Origin of the sequence: Burkholderia sp. MSMB1588 (genome assembly GCF_001546925.1) — a bacterium.
Classification (GTDB): Bacteria; Pseudomonadota; Gammaproteobacteria; order Burkholderiales; family Burkholderiaceae; genus Burkholderia; species Burkholderia humptydooensis.
In genome coordinates, this window is the sequence record NZ_CM003770.1 from 2,336,481 (window position 1) to 2,352,845 (window position 16,365).

General features: G+C 67.1%; 12 protein-coding genes. 10 read left to right on the plus strand and 2 right to left on the minus strand.

Annotated elements, in window-relative coordinates:
- The 9 genes from WS92_RS31670 (at position 1) to WS92_RS09640 (ending at position 10,876) form a co-directional block, all read left to right on the plus strand.
- On the plus strand, positions 1-264 hold the full coding sequence (locus WS92_RS31670; RefSeq protein WP_015604020.1) for a hypothetical protein: 264 nt from the start codon (positions 1-3) through the stop codon (positions 262-264).
- 66 nt (positions 265-330) lie between these two features.
- Positions 331-1,746, plus strand: coding sequence for a chemotaxis protein CheA (locus WS92_RS36100; RefSeq protein ID WP_197420754.1), 1,416 nt, complete (start codon positions 331-333; stop codon positions 1,744-1,746).
- Between the two features lie 255 nt (positions 1,747-2,001).
- Positions 2,002-2,481 (plus strand): hypothetical protein, encoded by a 480-nt coding sequence (locus WS92_RS34595; RefSeq protein WP_141668003.1) that lies wholly within the window; start codon positions 2,002-2,004, stop codon positions 2,479-2,481.
- 573 nt (positions 2,482-3,054) lie between these two features.
- Positions 3,055-4,518, plus strand: coding sequence for a carbohydrate porin (locus WS92_RS09615; protein WP_141668004.1), 1,464 nt, complete (start codon positions 3,055-3,057; stop codon positions 4,516-4,518).
- Positions 4,519-4,594: 76 nt separating this feature from the next.
- The gene (locus tag WS92_RS09620) at positions 4,595-5,740 is read left to right on the plus strand and encodes an NHL repeat-containing protein (RefSeq protein WP_059929981.1); all 1,146 of its coding nucleotides are present in this window, start codon (positions 4,595-4,597) and stop codon (positions 5,738-5,740) included.
- A 4-nt stretch (positions 5,741-5,744) separates the two neighbouring features.
- Positions 5,745-7,067: an iron uptake transporter deferrochelatase/peroxidase subunit gene (gene efeB, locus WS92_RS09625; protein ID WP_043282760.1), complete on the plus strand. Its 1,323-nt coding sequence runs from the start codon at positions 5,745-5,747 to the stop codon at positions 7,065-7,067.
- A 45-nt stretch (positions 7,068-7,112) separates the two neighbouring features.
- On the plus strand, positions 7,113-8,150 hold the full coding sequence (locus WS92_RS09630; RefSeq protein WP_059929982.1) for an iron ABC transporter substrate-binding protein: 1,038 nt from the start codon (positions 7,113-7,115) through the stop codon (positions 8,148-8,150).
- Between the two features lie 10 nt (positions 8,151-8,160).
- Entirely contained in the window at positions 8,161-9,777 is a 1,617-nt protein-coding gene (locus WS92_RS09635) for an ABC transporter permease (protein WP_059929984.1), read from the plus strand.
- A gap of 22 nt (positions 9,778-9,799) precedes the next feature.
- The gene (locus WS92_RS09640) at positions 9,800-10,876 is read left to right on the plus strand and encodes an ABC transporter ATP-binding protein (RefSeq protein ID WP_015602834.1); all 1,077 of its coding nucleotides are present in this window, start codon (positions 9,800-9,802) and stop codon (positions 10,874-10,876) included.
- A gap of 197 nt (positions 10,877-11,073) precedes the next feature.
- Here WS92_RS09640 and WS92_RS09645 read toward each other — a convergent pair whose 3' ends face one another.
- Together WS92_RS09645 and WS92_RS09650 are read right to left on the minus strand one after the other, a co-directional pair.
- Entirely contained in the window at positions 11,074-11,667 is a 594-nt protein-coding gene (locus WS92_RS09645) for a hypothetical protein (RefSeq protein WP_015604098.1), read from the minus strand.
- A gap of 9 nt (positions 11,668-11,676) precedes the next feature.
- A complete protein-coding gene (locus tag WS92_RS09650) occupies positions 11,677-15,909 on the minus strand; it encodes an RHS repeat-associated core domain-containing protein (RefSeq protein ID WP_242425354.1) in 4,233 nt (1,410 codons plus the stop codon).
- On the opposite strand from WS92_RS09650, the gene WS92_RS36495 reads away from it, so the two are divergent.
- Complete coding sequence (locus WS92_RS36495; protein ID WP_242425355.1) at positions 15,790-16,362, plus strand: hypothetical protein; 573 nt, start codon at positions 15,790-15,792, stop codon at positions 16,360-16,362. The genes WS92_RS09650 and WS92_RS36495 overlap by 120 nt on opposite strands.
- Positions 16,363-16,365: the final 3 nt, after the last annotated feature.

The window sequence follows — 16,365 nt, forward strand, 5'->3', positions numbered from 1 at the left end:
ATGAAGCAGACATTGATTGCCGTCGCGCTGGCGCTTGCCGCGACATCGGCTTATTGCGTCGACCGGAACTCGGTTGGCGATGCGCAATCGTCCATGCAAACGCCAAACGACCATACTCAGACGGCCATATCGCCGAAACAGGCAACGCCATCGAAAGGCAACCCTGCCGAGGAAGCAGGTGCTCAACAGGGCCCAGGTCACTGGGTCGATTCGTGGAGCGAGTTGGGCAACGGCTGGAAGCAGTTCGGGGAAGCAAAAAAGTAGGCAACGCTGAAACCGGGGAAGTGATCGGTTGTTAGGTCGGGAGGCAAACCTAATCCGGAGTATCGTATGAAAAGCGAAAAGATCAGGGTGGCATGCGCAACAGTGTTCGCATTGGCCGCCATCAGCGGGCACGCACAGACGACGACATCGAACTCGAATTCGAGTGCCCAGTCGGCGTCCGATTCGATGTCGATTGGACAAGGGGGAGGCTCGAGCCTGAATACCATCAACACGACGACAACGTCTCGCGGCGGGAATGCGCGCGGGGGAGACGCCAACAGCACCAGTTCGTCGCAAGTGCGGGGCAGCGGAAACTCGAACGTTCAGGTCAACGTATCGCTTCCGACGAACGGCACCGGTTCGTCGTCCGGCTCGACCCTCGCGGCCCAGAATGCAGGCGCGCCCGGTTCGAGCCCGTACAACACGCAGACTACCGACAACGTGAACTACTCCGGCACGCAGACCATCAAGACGAATCCGACCATCCAGGCGCCCGGTTTGACCACCACGCTGTCGGATACCTGCATGGGCTCCATTAGCGTCGGACTGTCGCTGCCCGGGTTCGGCGCAACCGGTGGAGCGACGCTCGTCGATCAGGCTTGCGTTCGTCGACTGGACGCCCGCGAGTTTCGGGCCATGGGCCTGACCGACGTCGCACTCGCCCTGCTGTGTCAGAGCGACGCCAATCGGCGCGCGGTCGAGGCGACCGGTCACCTTTGTCCGGGCACCACGGCGCCGCTCGCACACTTCAATGGCGCGGTCAATGTTGAAGCCGTTGCGTCGGATGACGAAAAGTACCGTGATCCACTGGTGCGCCATCGTTTAGGCCTGCCGCCACTCGATGCCGCGGGAAACACCGCAGTCACCGCCGGCACGTCGCAGCGCGTTGGCGAGTCCCCGGCAACGGCAGTCGCCTCCGCCGTGCCATCTGCAGCGTCGGCGTCGACGCCGCGTTCGACTCCGTCGATCGCGGCAGCGGCCGTCGATACGAAATCGTCACTAGCGGAGGCAAAACAAGTACCGGAGCTCGGCCATGCAGCCGGCGGAACGGATGCGTCCGGGTCGCAGGCGGTTTCGAATGCTTCGTCGGCAGGACTCGACGATCTCCTGAAACCGCAAGAGATGAGCACTTCAGTGCCGAATAGCGCGCCGTCGTTGACGGTCGAACCTCCCGCGGCTCAAACACCGGTTCCCGCTCCGCTCGTCGTCCCGCCGACGGCAGCCGTCCCGACCGGCAGCGCGCCAGACGCATCGCAAGTCGCCCCGGTCACGCAAGCCGGGCCCGCGACCGATTCGCAACCAACCGGTGCCACCGCCGCGGATAGCGACGCGAGCGTGGCAGGACCTTCATCGGAGCCTCAGGCTTCTCCCGCCGCCGCTCCCGCGCCGGCCACCGGGAATGAACCGGCATCATCGGAGCAGAACGTTGTGCCGTCCCCGGACGGATCCCCGAAGGCCGTGCCGATGAGCACCACGTCCTAAAATTATGAATAGCGGCGCGTCAAATTCTGCGTCTTTCGCTGAACCTGGTTGGCCGGGTGCGCACGTAGGGGGATAGAGCTTCCCATATTCCCCTTACTTCGAGGGTGTCGGCTCCCCCGGGCCGACACCCCTTTTTGCCGAGCAAGTCGTATGGAGGCAACCATGAGGAGCACGTTACTTATATTGGTTTTCTGTAGCATACCGGCAATCGCCCAAGTCGGCTCGTCAAACCCTGCATTGCTTACCGAACAAAGCGTGGCCAATGCCCTCGGCATTCAACAAACGTTCGCGATGCCGCTGCGCGCAGAGAACGTGGGATGTGTGCCGATGGTCATGATGGGCGATCCGCAAATCGCTTACATTGATCCTCGGGAAGGTCACGCCCCCGCGTGGCAACCGGAGCGCTTCCATTACCCGCCAGCGTTCGAAGCACATTCATCGACCGTGCCCGACGCATTGAAGTCGGTACGGCATCGCACCGACGAACTGCGGACCGGGCCTTGGCCCGACGCTGGCGACACGACGAAGCGCATTGCGGCATCTTCGCGCGCATCCGCGTCCGAGACCGTCCGTCAATGGAGCGTGCGCGCGCCCGCGACGATCGAACGCCCGACGCAGCAGGAAGTGACCGTGAACGGGAAAACGTATCGGGAATTCAGCGCAGACGCGTACATACGCAACATGCAACCTCCCGAGCCCCTGACGTTTGGCGTGCGGGTCATCTTTTGTCGGTGATGGCGATGCGACTATGCGTATGCGCGGGACGTGTGGTTCGGCCCGCCGCTGACGGGCCACGCTCGCACGTCGACGTTCGCAGCCCAAGGCAAACCGACTCGAAATGCGTAGTCGCGACGCAAGCGCATGGGCAGCGCTCGCCTGTCCTGCTCTGGCGGTTGAAGCGCCGCAATCGGCAAGTAGTCTGCACTCGAGAGGCAACGTCGGCCCAATCGCCGCATCCGGGTTCGCCTGACTCCATGCATCCGGATGCGTCTGATTTCCGGTTCTTCCAGCTTGAGAATTCAAGCCGATTTCGTCGGAACAACAGGATGCCAAACGCTCCAGGCATCATTTTCTGACGATGGCATTACACCCATCATTGCGTTTCCCCTTCTCTCGCGACGCCGAATCCGGCCGTTCGTAATCCTCTCGATTACGAACGGTAATCTATACGAGAATCGTTCTCATTTGTATTGACAAGCCATTCTGGCGTGCATACGATGCGCCCGCATCGCGCCGTTTGCGCGTTTCGCCAACGATCAACGCGCGCATCCGGACACCGCGATCGCGCGACAAGAGGAAGAGACTTCAATGCAATCCGCGCCGCTCACCGTTCGATCGATTCGCGATCGTCGCCCAGCCTTTCGTCGCACGGCACTCGCCTGCGCATGGCTTTTCAGTTCCGCCGCCTTCGCCGCCGCGTCGCCCGACGCGCAGCCGGAAGCGCCCGAAGCCGACCTCGCGATCCACGCGCAACCGGCAACGCAGTGGACAGGCGTCTGGACGCGCCAGAACCTGCTCGGCGACATCGGCGGCCTGCGGCCGTGGCTCGGCAAGTACGGCGTCACGTTCAGCCTGCAGGAGACGAGCGAGTATCTGGCGAACCTGCGCGGCGGCCTGAAGCGCGGCGGCACCTACGACGGCCTCACGACCGCTGCCGTCACCGTCGACACGCAAAAGGCGTTCGGCCTGCCGGGCGGCACGTTCAACGCGAGCGCGCTGCAGATCCACGGCCGCAACCTGAGCCAGTACAATCTCGGCACGCTGAACACCGCGAGCGGCATCGAAGCGCAGGACACGACGCGGCTCTGGGAGCTGTGGTATCAGCAATCGTTCCTCGATCAGCGCGTCGACGTGAAGATCGGCCAGCAGAGCCTCGACCAGGAATTCATCGTCAGCCAGTATGCCGCGACGTTCGTCAACACGATGTTCGGCTGGCCCGCGCTGCCGTCGTATGATCTGCCGAACGGCGGCCCCGCCTATCCGCTCTCGGCGCTCGGCGTGCGCGTGCGCGGCCGCATCACGCCGTCGCTGACGGCGCTCGCCGGCGTGTTCGACGGCGATCCGCTCGGCAACAACCCGAACAACCTGAGCGGCACCAACTTCAACCTGCACAACGGCACGCTCTTCATCGGCGAGCTGCAGTACGCGCTCAACCAGCCGGCCGACGGCCAGATGGACATGGGGCCGTCGAACGCGCTGCCCGGCACCTACAAGATCGGCGTCTGGTATCACAACGGCCGCTTCGCCGACCAGCAGACCGACAACACGGGCCTGTCGCTCGCGAATCCGGCGTCTAGCGGCGTCGCGCGCGCGCATCACGGCGACTACAGCTTCTACGCGGTCGCCGACCAGATGGTCTGGCGGCCGGACCCGACGGGCGCGAAGAGCCTCGGCGTGTTCGCGCGCGTGATGGCCGCGCCCGGCGACCGCAATCTCGTCAGCGTCGCGGCGAACGCAGGCGTCGTGCTGAAGGCGCCGTTCGAGGGCCGCGACAACGACAGCGTCGGGCTCGCGCTCACCTACGTCAAGATCGGCTCGCATGCGCGCGCGCTCGACGAAGACTTCGCGAGCTTCACGGACGGCCCGTACGGCGTGCGCACGAGCGAGACGACGCTCGAGGCGACGTACCAGTACCAGGTCACGCCCTGGTGGCAACTGCAGGCGGATGCGCAATACACGTTCAACGCCGGCGCGGGCCAGAACCCGAGCGATCCGACGCAGCCGCTGCGCAACACGTTCGTCGTCGGGCTGCGCACCAACATCACGTTCTGAGCACGCTGAAGCATTCCGGTTTCGTTCGTATCCGCGACGGCCACGCCGCCGCCTCATCAGCAAGGAGAATCGCCCCATGCTCACCGCCCCGCTCTCGCCGCGCGCACGCCGCGCCGCGCAGGCATTCGCCGCGGCGCTCGTCGCGCTCGCCGCAGCCGCGGCCGCGCGCGCGGAGCCGCAAGGCTTCCTAGAGACGCTGCATCGCCACACGACGCTCGTCAACACCGTGCCCGACAACGGCGACCAGAACCCCTACGCGATCGCCGTCGCGCCCGTGTCGGCGGGCGCCGTGCAGCAGGGCGACGTGCTCGTCGACAACTTCAACAATGCCGCAAACCTGCAAGGCACGGGCTCGACGATCGTCAACTACCGCCCGTCGACGAAGCAGATGAGCCTGTTCGCGTCGATCCCGCGCAACCTGAACGCATGCCCCGGCGGCGTCGGCCTGTCGACCGCGATGACGATGCTGAAATCCGGCTGGGTGATCGTCGGCAGCACGCCGAGCAACGACGGCACGACCGACACGAAGGGCGCGGGCTGCCTGATCGTGCTCGACAGCAACGGCAAGGTCGCGTCGACGTTCTCGAGCCCCAACGTCAACGATCCGTGGGGCAACATGGCCGTCGTCGACGACGGTGATCGCGCGACGCTCTTCGTCAGCAACGCGGGCTTCGGCGTCGGCGGCGCGAGCGGCAATCCGCCCGTCTTCAAGCAGGCGACCGTCCTGCGGATCGAGCTCGAGATTCCCGCGGGCAAGCCGCCCGTCGTCAAGCGCGAAACCGTCGTCGCGAGCGGCCTCGGCGCGCAGGCCGACAAGGGCGTGTTCCTGATCGGACCGACGGGCCTCGCGCTGTCGGGCGACCGCAGCAAGCTGTACGTGTCGGATGCGATCGGCAACCGGATCGTCGAGATCGACGATCCGATGACGCGCGACACGAGCGCGGGCGTCGGCCGCCAGGTGACGGCGGACGGCTTCCTGCGCCGCCCGCTCGCGCTCGCGACTGCGCCGAACGGCCATCTGCTCGTCACCAACGCGCTGAATGGACAGGTCGTCGAAATCGATCCGGCGACGGGCAAGCAGCTCTACGCGCGCTGGATCGACACCGACAAGGCGCAATCGCCGCCCGGCAACGGCGACCTGTTCGGCATCGCGATGACGCCGGCCGGCGACGGCTTCTATTACGTCGCGGACGACGTGAACACCTTGATGCTCGCGAAATGACGCCATGACAGACGATCTCCATTCCCCTTCGCGCCCCGCTCGCCGCGGCTTTCTGAAAGCGGGCGGCGCGGCGGTGGCGGCGAGCCTCGCGGCGGCCGCGGCACCTGCGGCGCATGCCGCGCACGCGGGCGCGCAGCCCGCCGCGGCGGCCGCGCACGACGCGATCGAACCGTTCCACGGCGATCATCAGGGCGGCATCGTGACGCCGCAGCAAAGCCACGCGTACTTTGCCGCATTCGATCTGACGGCCGGCACGCGCGCCGACCTGATCGCGCTGCTGAAAACATGGACCGACGCGGCCGCGCGTCTTGCGCGCGGCGACACCGCGCAGCCGCTCGCGAACGCCTCGGCCGCTTCGGCCACTGCGGCCGACGACGACAAGCCGCCCGTCGACTCGGGCGACGCGCTCGGCCTCGGCGCGGCGAACCTGACGATCACGTTCGGCTTCGGCCCGGGCGTTTTCATGCAGAACGGCAAGGATCGCTACGGGCTCGCGCATCGGCGGCCCGCCGCGCTCGTCGATCTGCCGCGCTTCAACGGCGATCAGTTGCTGCCGGAAAAAACGGGCGGCGACCTGTTCGTGCAGGCGTGCGCGAACGATCCGCAAGTCGCGTTTCATGCGGTGCGGCAGCTCGCGCGCCTCGGCGCGAACGCGACGCGCATCCGCTGGGGGCAGGCGGGCTTCCTCTCGGGCCGGCCCGGCGAAACGCCGCGCAACCTGATGGGCTTCAAGGACGGCACGATGAATCCGCCGAGATCCGATCCCGCCGCGATGAACCAGTTCGTCTGGGCGGGCGACGAAGGCCCCGCATGGATGAAGGGCGGCACGTACACGGTGGTGCGCCGCATCCGCATCACGCTCGAGCATTGGGACGGGACCGAGCTCGGCTTCCAGGAGCAGGTCGTCGGCCGTCACAAGTACAGCGGCGCGCCGCTCGGCAAACGGAACGAATTCGAGCCGCTCGATCTCGACGCGGCCGACAAGGACGGCAACCCCGTGATTCCGGACAACGCGCATGCGCGCCTCGCGTCGCCGCAGGCGAACAACGGCGCGCAGATCCTGCGCCGCGCGTATTCGTACAACGACAGCACGAACTTCTACATCGAGCGCTGGCCGCCGTGGCGGCAGCAGACCGAATACGACGCGGGGCTGATGTTCGTCGCGCATCAGCGCGATCCGCGCACGGGCTTCATTCCGATCAACGAGAAGCTCGCGAAGCTCGACATCATGAACCAGTTCACGACGCACGTCGGCAGCGCGATTTTCGCGTGCCCGCCCGGCGCGCGGCCCGGCTCGTACATCGGCGCCGCGCTGTTCGAGGCGTGAGCGCGGGCGATCGAGATTCCGAATCACCGCAGGAGACATTCCGACATGAACACACGTCACATCGCCCGCGCGCTGCGCCGCCGGGCCGCAACCGCAGCGATCGCCGCCGCGGCCGTCGCGCTCGCGGCGGCCGCGCCGCTCGCATCGGCCGCCACGCTCACGCTCTACAGCGCGCAGCACGAGCAGGTGGTCAACCAGCTCGTGAAGGACTTCGAAGCGCAAACCGGCATCACCGTCAAGGTGCGCACGGGCGAAGGCCCGGCGCTCGCCGCGCAACTCGTCGCCGAGGGCGACAGGACGCCCGCGGACGTCTATTTCACCGAGAACTCGCCGGAGCTGGTGCTGCTCGCCGAAAAGGGGTTGCTCGCGAAGACCGACGCCGCGACGCTCGCCGCCGTGCCCGCGCGCTTCAGCTCGCCCGACGGCGACTGGGTCGGCGTGCTCGCGCGCGAGAACGTGCTGATCTACAACACCGCGAAGATCCAGCCGCGGCAGTTGCCGGCGTCGCTCGTCGATCTCGCGAAGCCCGAATGGAAAGGCAAGGTCGGCATCGCGCCGAGCGACGCCGACTTCCTGCCGCTCGTGAGCGGCATGCTCGCGCTGAAGGGTGAAGCGCAGACGCTGCAGTGGCTGAAGGGCCTGAAAGCCAACGCGCAGATCTTCGACGACGACGAGGGCGTGACGGCCGCCGTGAACCGCGGCGCGGTCGCAACGGGCATCGTCAACAATTACTACTGGGCGCGCCTGCACGCCGAGCTCGGCGACAAATCGACCCGCAGCGCAATGTTCCACTTCGTGAACGGCGACGTCGGCGGCCTCGTCAACGTATCGGGCGCGGCCGTGATGAAGGCGTCGAAGCATGGCGCCGACGCGCAGAAGTTCGTTGCGTACCTCGTCGGCGAGCGCGCGCAGAGCCTGATGGCGAAAGGACGCATCAGCTTCGAATACCCGCTGCGCCCGGGCGTCGCGCCCGATCCGGTCCTCAAGCCGTTCGATCAGTTGAGCCCGCCCGCGATCACGCTCAAGCAGCTCGGCGACGACAGCCAGGCAGGCAAGCTGCTGCGCGAGGCCGGGCTTCTCTGAGCGACCGGCAATGAGCGACGTCGTCACCGGCGCGCGGTCCGCCGCGCCGCATCCGGCCCGCGGCCGCGCGCGTCGCCGGGCGCCGCGCGCGCTCGTCGCCGCGGCAGCGCTCGGCCCGCTCGCCGTGCTGCTGCCGATCGCGTTCACCGCGTATCGCGCGGCGGGGCTCGGCGCGAACGACATGAGCGAGCTGCTGTTCCGCCCGATCGTCGGCGAGCTGCTCGGCAACACGCTCGCGATCACGCTGGCCGCGACGCTCGCGTGCGCGGTGCTCGGCACGGCCGTCGCATGGCTCGTCGAGCGCACCGACCTGCCCGCGCGCAAAGGATGGGCCGCGCTCGCCGCGGCGCCCCTCGCCGTGCCGCCCTTCGTCACGAGCTACGCGTGGGTGTCGATCAGCCTCGACTTGCAGGATTTTCTCGGCGCGTTGATCGTGCTCGCGTCGTCGTACTTTCCGCTCGTCTATCTGCCGGTGGCCGCGGCGCTGCGCGGCCTCGATCCGGCGCTCGAGGAAAGCGCGCGCACGCTCGGCTGCCGGCCCGCGCAAGTCTTCTTGCGCGTCGTACTGCCGCAACTGCGGCCCGCGCTGCTGGGCGGGATGCTGCTCGTCGCGCTCGGCGTGCTATCCGAGTTCGGCGCATTTGCGCTGCTGCGCTTTCGCACGTTCACGACCGAGATCTACGCCGAGTATCGCGTGGACTTCGACGGCGGCGGCGCGTCGCTGCTCGGCTGCGCGCTGATCGCGCTGTGTCTCGTCTGCGTCGCGCTCGAGTTCCGCGTGCGCGGCCACGCCCGCTACGACGCGACGCACCGCGGCACGCGCCGCGCCGCGCATCGCTACGCGCTCGGCGCGTGGCGCTGGTGCGCCGTCGCGGGGCTCGCGGCGCTCGCCGGCGCGACGCTCGCCGTGCCGCTCGCGACGATCGGCTACTGGCTCACGCAGCAAGGCGCGGCCGCCGTCACGCCCGCCGACGTGTCGCCCGGGCTGCTGTGGCGTGCGACGCTCGCGTCGACCGGCTACGGGCTCCTGGCCGCCGTGCTCACGACGGCGCTCGCGCTGCCGCTCGGGTTCCTGTCGGTGCGTCATCCGGGACGCATCGCGACCGCGCTCGAACGCCTCGCGTTCGTCGCGCAAGGCATGCCCGGCATCGTCGTCGCGCTCGCGATCGTCTCGTTGACCGTGCGGCTGATGCAGCCGCTTTATCAGAGCGCGCCGATGCTGATCGCCGCTTACGCGATCCTGTTTCTGCCGCTTGCGCTCGTCGGCGCGCGCGCGGCGCTCGCGCAGGCGCAGCCCCGTCTCGAGGAAACCGCGCGCGCGCTCGGCCTCACCTGGGCGCAAACCGCGTGGCGCGTGCTGCTGCCGCTCGCCGCGCCCGGCCTCGGCGCAGCGGCGACGATGGTCTTCATCTCCGTCGTCACCGAGCTGAACGCGACGATCCTGCTCTCGCCGATCGGCACGCGCACCCTCGCGACGCAGGTCTGGAGCGATACGTCGACGCTCGCGTTCGCCGCCGCCGCGCCATACGCGGCGCTGCTCGTCGCGTTGTCGCTCGCCGCGGCGGCGCTGCTGTTCGTGCTGCTCGGCCGCTCGGCGGTGCGCGCGCCGCCGGGCGGCGACGCATGACGTTCAAATTTTCTGCGAATCCATGAGCGAACTCCGAATCGACCGCGTGTGCAAATCCTTCGACGGCCACGCCGTACTGCACGACGTGAGTCTCGCCGTCGGGCGCGGCGCGCTGCTCGCGCTGCTCGGCCCGTCCGGCAGCGGCAAGACGACGCTGCTTCGCATCCTGTGCGGTTTCGAGCGTGCGGAACGAGGAACCGTCGACATCGACGGGCAACGCGTCGCCGGCCCCGGCGTGCACGTGCCGCCCGAAGCGCGGCGCATCGGCTACGTGCCGCAGGAAGGCGCGCTGTTTCCGCATCTGTCGGTCGCGGACAACATCGCGTTCGGCCTGCCGCGCGCGCAGCGCCGCGCGCACCATCGCGTCGCCGAGCTGCTCGACATGGTCGGGCTGCCCGCCGCGTTCGCGCAGCGCGCGCCGCAACAGCTATCGGGCGGCCAGCAGCAGCGCGTCGCGCTCGCCCGCGCGCTTGCGCCGAAGCCGTCGCTCGTGATTCTCGACGAACCGTTCTCGTCGCTCGATGCGTCGCTGCGCCTCGAAACGCGCGCGGCGGTCGTCGACGCGCTCGCGGCCGCGCGCGCGACCGCCGTGCTCGTCACGCACGATCAGCCCGAGGCGCTGTCGCTCGGCGACGAGGTCGCGGTGCTCTGGCATGGAAGGCTCGTGCAGACGGCGCGGCCCGAGACGCTGTATCGGCAGCCCGCGACGCGCGAACTCGCGATGTTCATCGGCGATGCGGTGCTGATCGAAGGCGTCGTGGAGCGCGGCTTCGTCGTCTGCGCGCTCGGATATCTGCCGCTTCGCGCGCCGCTGCCCGACGGCCCCGTCGATGCGCTGCTGCGCCCCGAACAGATTCGCGTGCGGCGCATGCACGAGCCGCGAGACGATTGCACGCATTGGCGCGACGCGATCGTGCTCGACGCGACGTTCGGCGGTCAGGATGCCTATCTGGATGCGCAACTCGTCGACTTCCCCGGCGCGTGCGTGCGCGCTCGCGTGCCGGGATATCGGTGCCCGTCGGCGGGCGAGCGCATCGCGCTCGCGGTCGACGACGACGTGATCGCGTATCCTCGTTGTCGTTCAACGAACGACTTGTAATATGCGGATCGCGCTCGATTGAAGCCGCATTTTCGTGCAAGGTCCTTCCGATACCGGACGCGCCTTCGGTTCGACCGCGATCATGCAGGGCAATCGCGCGGACCCAACAATGCGGAAGGCGGAACGGTCCTGGTCCCACGTGCATCAGCAGCGATGATGACGATGGCCGATCTCTTGTTGATGGCGCTCCAGAACTTTCAATCCACAATCACAATGCCCGGAATCTTTTCCAGCAGCCGCCTCAAGTCGTCCTGGTCGATCTTGTATTCTTTGGCAAAAACCTCGGCGTCCCCAAAAATCGCGTTGCACCGGGGAGGATTGTTCGTATAGACGCCCATTCGGATGCCCATGTCGGCCGGCCAGGCCTGCGACATGACATAGTCCCTTGCGAGATACGGATTGACGATCGTGAAACGCGGCCATGCCGGGAAGCCGATTCGCTCGGGATCGCACTCGTAGACCCGCGAGTCATGTACCTTCGCCTGCGAGAAATCGCAATCCAGCGCCTTGCCCGGCAACGATTCGCTGTTGTTTCCGAAATCGCATCCGATGAAAGTTCCCGTGAACTTCACTCCGCTGAAGATTACCCGGTCGAACTGGAAATTCTTGAGCGCCTTTCTTTGGTTGAACACGCCGCCGACCATCTCGGTATTGCTCGCGATCAGCGAGCGAGTCGTGCAGTCCGAATTGATCGTGCAATTCTCGAGCCTGAGGTTGGGCCCGAGCGTATGCACCTCCTTCGCATCCAGCTCTATCACCGAATCGCTGATTACCTGATTCCTCAGCTTCATTCCGCCTTCCTAGAAAGTGATCATTCTGAAAACAACATCGGACATCCGCATCGCGTGCGTGTCCATGTTGCTATTGCTGCCCGACATGATGTCATAACTCAGCCCCGTATTCGGATCGACCGCATCGACCCCGACGCGATTCCAGTCCAGATCCAGTCCCGCGATGTCCGGATCGCTCCTGACCTGAGATTCGATCCAGCGCCCCTTGGCTTGCTGCTGCAGCAGATTCGCGCGCCAGTACTCGCCCGATGCTCTAGCGCTTTCGATCGCATTGCTTTCCGCCGGCGTGAGGTTCGACGTGCTCCAGCGGGCAGCGGCGTTGTCGGTCGCATCCTGGAGCTTCTTGCCGACCGGGTCCGATTCGGGAATGACCTCCGTCGGACTCTTGCCTTTCGGCACGTTCCAGCGTTGGCCGTCGTAATCGACCTGCTTGTTGCCCGCCCGATGATTTTTCACCGTATCGTATCCCTGCAGACCGAACGGATCACCCCATTGCATCGGATCGTGCACATAGGCGTGCGTCCGCAGCCCGCCGGCCAGCCCGACCGGATCGGCGCTGAGATACTGGCCCGTCGACGGATCGTAGTAACGGTGCAAGTTGTAGTGCAGGCCGCTTTCCTCGTCTGCCCACTGCCCCGGGAATCGCAGTTCGCAGTCCGGCGGATCGAATTCATCGCCGTCCCGATGCCCCAGTCGCAATTGCTCGCGCACCGCGCTGCGCAGGGAATCGCGGCCGTCATCGCCCGCCGTGTCGCCCCACAGCGTCCGCCGCGCGCGCCACAATGCCCTGCCGTCGCTGCTGTACAGCGTATGCGGCGCGCCGTTGGGATCGCAAGCGAGCGGAAACCACTCGCTCGTCCGCGGATCAGGCTGATCGTCGAAGCGCAGCCGCTCCTGGGCCAACGCCACGTGGGTACTCGGTCGATAGTGCCAACGCTGGATATCGTGCCGCGATCCGTCGCGCTCGTCATAGGTGCGCCACGCCTCGATCATCCGGCTTCCGCACCATAGATAGGCGATGCGTTTCAGCCGGTTCCGAGGGGCGCCGTGCGTGCACACCTTGCTGATGCGGCGGCCGAACGCATCGTAGCGATACGCCCAGCGCTCGCCGCCGGGCGTCGTCACTTCTCTCAGGCGATCGAAATCATCCCAGCGATACCGCCATGCGCGAGGCCGGAAACCATTGCGCAGTTCGGTGCGCGCGACCATGCGCCCGCGGGCATCGTATTCGTAGACGTTCGGCCCGGCGCTGATCAGTTGATCGCCCCGGTAGTCATGCAAGCGGATTTCGCCGCCGTCGACCTGCTGCTCGGCCACATGGCCGAGCGGGTCATATCGGTAACGTTCGCGGCCGCTTCGACTTTCGGTGCGCTCGTGGTGCGCCTCGACCACCTGGCCGCGCGCGTCGTACCGCCAGCGGTCGGCTTCGATGGGCAGGCCCTTGCGCTCCTCCTGCATGCCGATGCAGCGGTCGGCGACATCCCATTCATAGTGCCGGGTGCGCTGCGGGCCGAAGGCTTCGGGCGGCACCTCGTCGTGCCAAGGCTGCGCCCCCAATGCCTGTCGGGCCAACCGGCTTCGCACGTCATGCGTCTGCCTCTGCGCAAAACCTTCCGGATGCCGGTCCGCCCATTCCGGCTGCCAGCTCCGCCGCTGCTCCGTCGGCAAGTAGCGGCGATCGCTTTCCTGTCCGAGCACGTCGTAGCCGAAGCGGAATTGGTGGCCGTTACTCTCGATCGCGTCGAGCTGGCCGGCGAGATCGTACTGCCACCGCGTCTGCCCGCTCGGCGTGCTGAGCGAGGCAGGCCGTCCCATCACGTCGTGCTCGTAGCGTATGGCCTGTCCGCCCTGGCTTTCTTCGATCAGCCTGAACGCATCGTCGTATTCCAGGCACACGTCGTTGTCCGCCCGCCACTCGTGCGTGGCGTCGCTCCGCTCCCAAACCTGGGCGCGAATCAGTTGCCCCCGCGATCCCCAGGCGAACGTATGCTTCTGCAGCGGACCGGCGAGCGAGATCAGCCGGTCTTGCGCATCGTATTCATGGCGCAGCACGACGCCATCCGGCAGATGCTTTTCCGTGACCTGCCCCAGCCGATTGCGCACGTATCGCGTGCAGCGCCCGCTCCAGTCGGTCTCGGCGACCAGTTGGCCCGCCGCGTCTCGCTCCAGCGTCCAGCGCTGCCCCAAGGCGTTCGTCACGCCGACCAGACGGGCAGCGCCGTCTCGATGATATTGGGTGACCGCCCCCGCGGGATCGGTGACGCTGCCGAGCAAATCGAATGCCCCCCACGTATAGCGGGTGCCGTGCCCCAGCGGATTGACCGCCTCTCGCAGCATGCCTTCCGAATCGTAGTGAAAGCGCGCAATCGCGCCGTCCGGATAGGTCATGCTGCTGAGCATCTCGCGCGGATTGGACGGGCCGGGCTCATAGCGGTAGACAGTCCGATGACCGGCCGCATCGGTGCGGCTCGTCAGCCGGCCGTATCGGTCGCGACCGAGATGCGTGTGCCGGCCGAGCGGATCCGTCCATCGATCGGGGCGTCCCGCTTCGTCATGGCGCCATGCGTGCGTTGCGCCATCCGGATCGGTCCGGCTGATGAGCAGGCCGCGCGGGTCGTAGCGAAAGCGCGTCTCGCCGAGCGGCCCCTCGAACGCAACCAGATTGCCCTCCGCGCTGAAATGCCAGTGCAGCGTGCCGAACGGATCGGTCCGCTCGATCAACTGCCCCGCCGCATTCCATCGATAGCGGCTCTCCCGTCCGTAGACGTCGACGATTTTCACGGGGCGCCCGCGCGCGTCGTATCGGTACTGGCTGATACGGCCGATCGGGTCCGTCCGCGCGGCCAGCCAGCCCCGCTCGTCGAAACTGGAGTGCGTCACCCGGCCCAGCGGGTCCTCCGACCGGATCAGCCGGTTCTCCGCATCGAACCAGCGCTGATGCCGATGTCCGAGCGCGTCGATGTACGTCGTTCGCCGCTGCGCGTCGTCGTATTCGAAGCGATCGTCATACAGCGCGGTATTCGTGCGAGTGGCGATCACCCGTCCGCGCTCGTCGTAGCGCAGCGCAACCTGGGTCGCGCCGCTGTCGCGCCAGTGATTCAGCCAGCCCTCGTCGGTATAGCCGAAATGAAATTCCCCCTGAAAGCGGCTGTGCACGTCGGTCAGGCGCTTGCCGTCGAAGCGATAGCGGACCAGCTCGCCCGCCCCGCCCGGCTGCTCCGACACGCTCTGCAACAGCCCTCGGGAATCGCAGGTGATCCACAGCGTCATCCCGCCGCTGTGCCGCACTTTGCAGAGGCGACCCAGCGCGTTGTATTCGAAATCGATCGTATTGCCGTTGCGGTCCTCGATGCGGGTCAGACGGGCGACGTCGTCCTTCGGGCTCGCCGGCTCGAAAATCAGCGATTGCTGCGAGCGCTCGTCGAAAACGACGGCGCGCGCGCGGTTGCCGTGCAACGCGTAGTGCGGCGCCCAGAAGTTGATCGCATTGAACGGCTCGTGCGGAACCGGATAAACGAGTTGCTGGCCGTCCGCATCGAAGAACGTGACGGTGGCCGGGCCGTCCGACGGCTGCCGATATCGAAGGCGCTGCGACCAGTTGCAGATCCATCTGTCTCCGAGCAGCCCGTCGACCGGCTGCCGCCCCGCGTAGGCGCGGCAAAGCGTGAGCGGCAGCACGTGCGGCCACGTGAAATCCGTCCGGTAGTCGGCGTAATCGCCCGTCGCCATGTCGATCGGCTCGCCGAGCAGTTCCCGGAGCACGCCGTCCAGCAAGCCGCCTTCCTTGGTGGCCGAGCGCATCATGATGATGTCCGTGGCCGTCAGCACCAGTTGCTCGAGAAGCGACACGTTCGCGTCGATCTTGCCGAACGTGCCGGTCGTCTCGTCCGCGCTGATCGTCGCGCAGCCCTCCTGAATGACCGCCGAGCACGTGATCTTGTGGCCGATGCGCGCGAGCGGCAGGCCGTTGACCGATACGGTCAGGCTGCCCTGCGCGATCTGCGGCGGGGGCGTGCCGGGGTCCTTGCTGCACGCCACGGGATCGGTCACGCGGGCGACCCGCCACCCTTCGAACGAGACGTTCGGCGAGCCGTCCGCGATCGCGCCCGTCACCGAGCCGGTATGGCCGATACCCTTCGCCACCGCGGCGCCCACAAAGCCGCCCACCGCGCCCGCGACGAATCCGACGACGAATGGGCCGGCCGCCGCGATTGCGACGGCGGCGGCGCCGCCCGTCGCCACGATCGCGGCGGCCGCGGCGGCAATGGCCACGCCGACGGCGATCCCCGCAATCAGCCCCGTGAGCGCGCCGATGAATGCGTTCTCATGGACGATCTTGTGTCCGACGCGAGCCGGCGCCTTGCCGGGCTTCGCGACCACGGGAAGCCCCAACTTGCCCAGCACCCACGTGACCGGACGATCAGCGCCGACCGCCTCGGCCAGCGCGCCGCCGAGCATCGCCCCGCCGAGCGGCGCGATCACGCGTCCGGCGAAGCACTCGAACGTGCCGGCCGCCCATGCGTTCGTGCCGGCCGCGGCAACCTGCGCCGCGTTGATCGCGAGCCCCGCGTGGGACACGGCCTGGACCGCGTCCGCATTGCTGCCTCGCTGCGCGAGCGCGGCGAGCTTCTGCCGGCTGTCCGACGTCGCGCCACTCTGCACTTCGCCCATGAGATCCAGTTCCTTGCCAAGTGACCG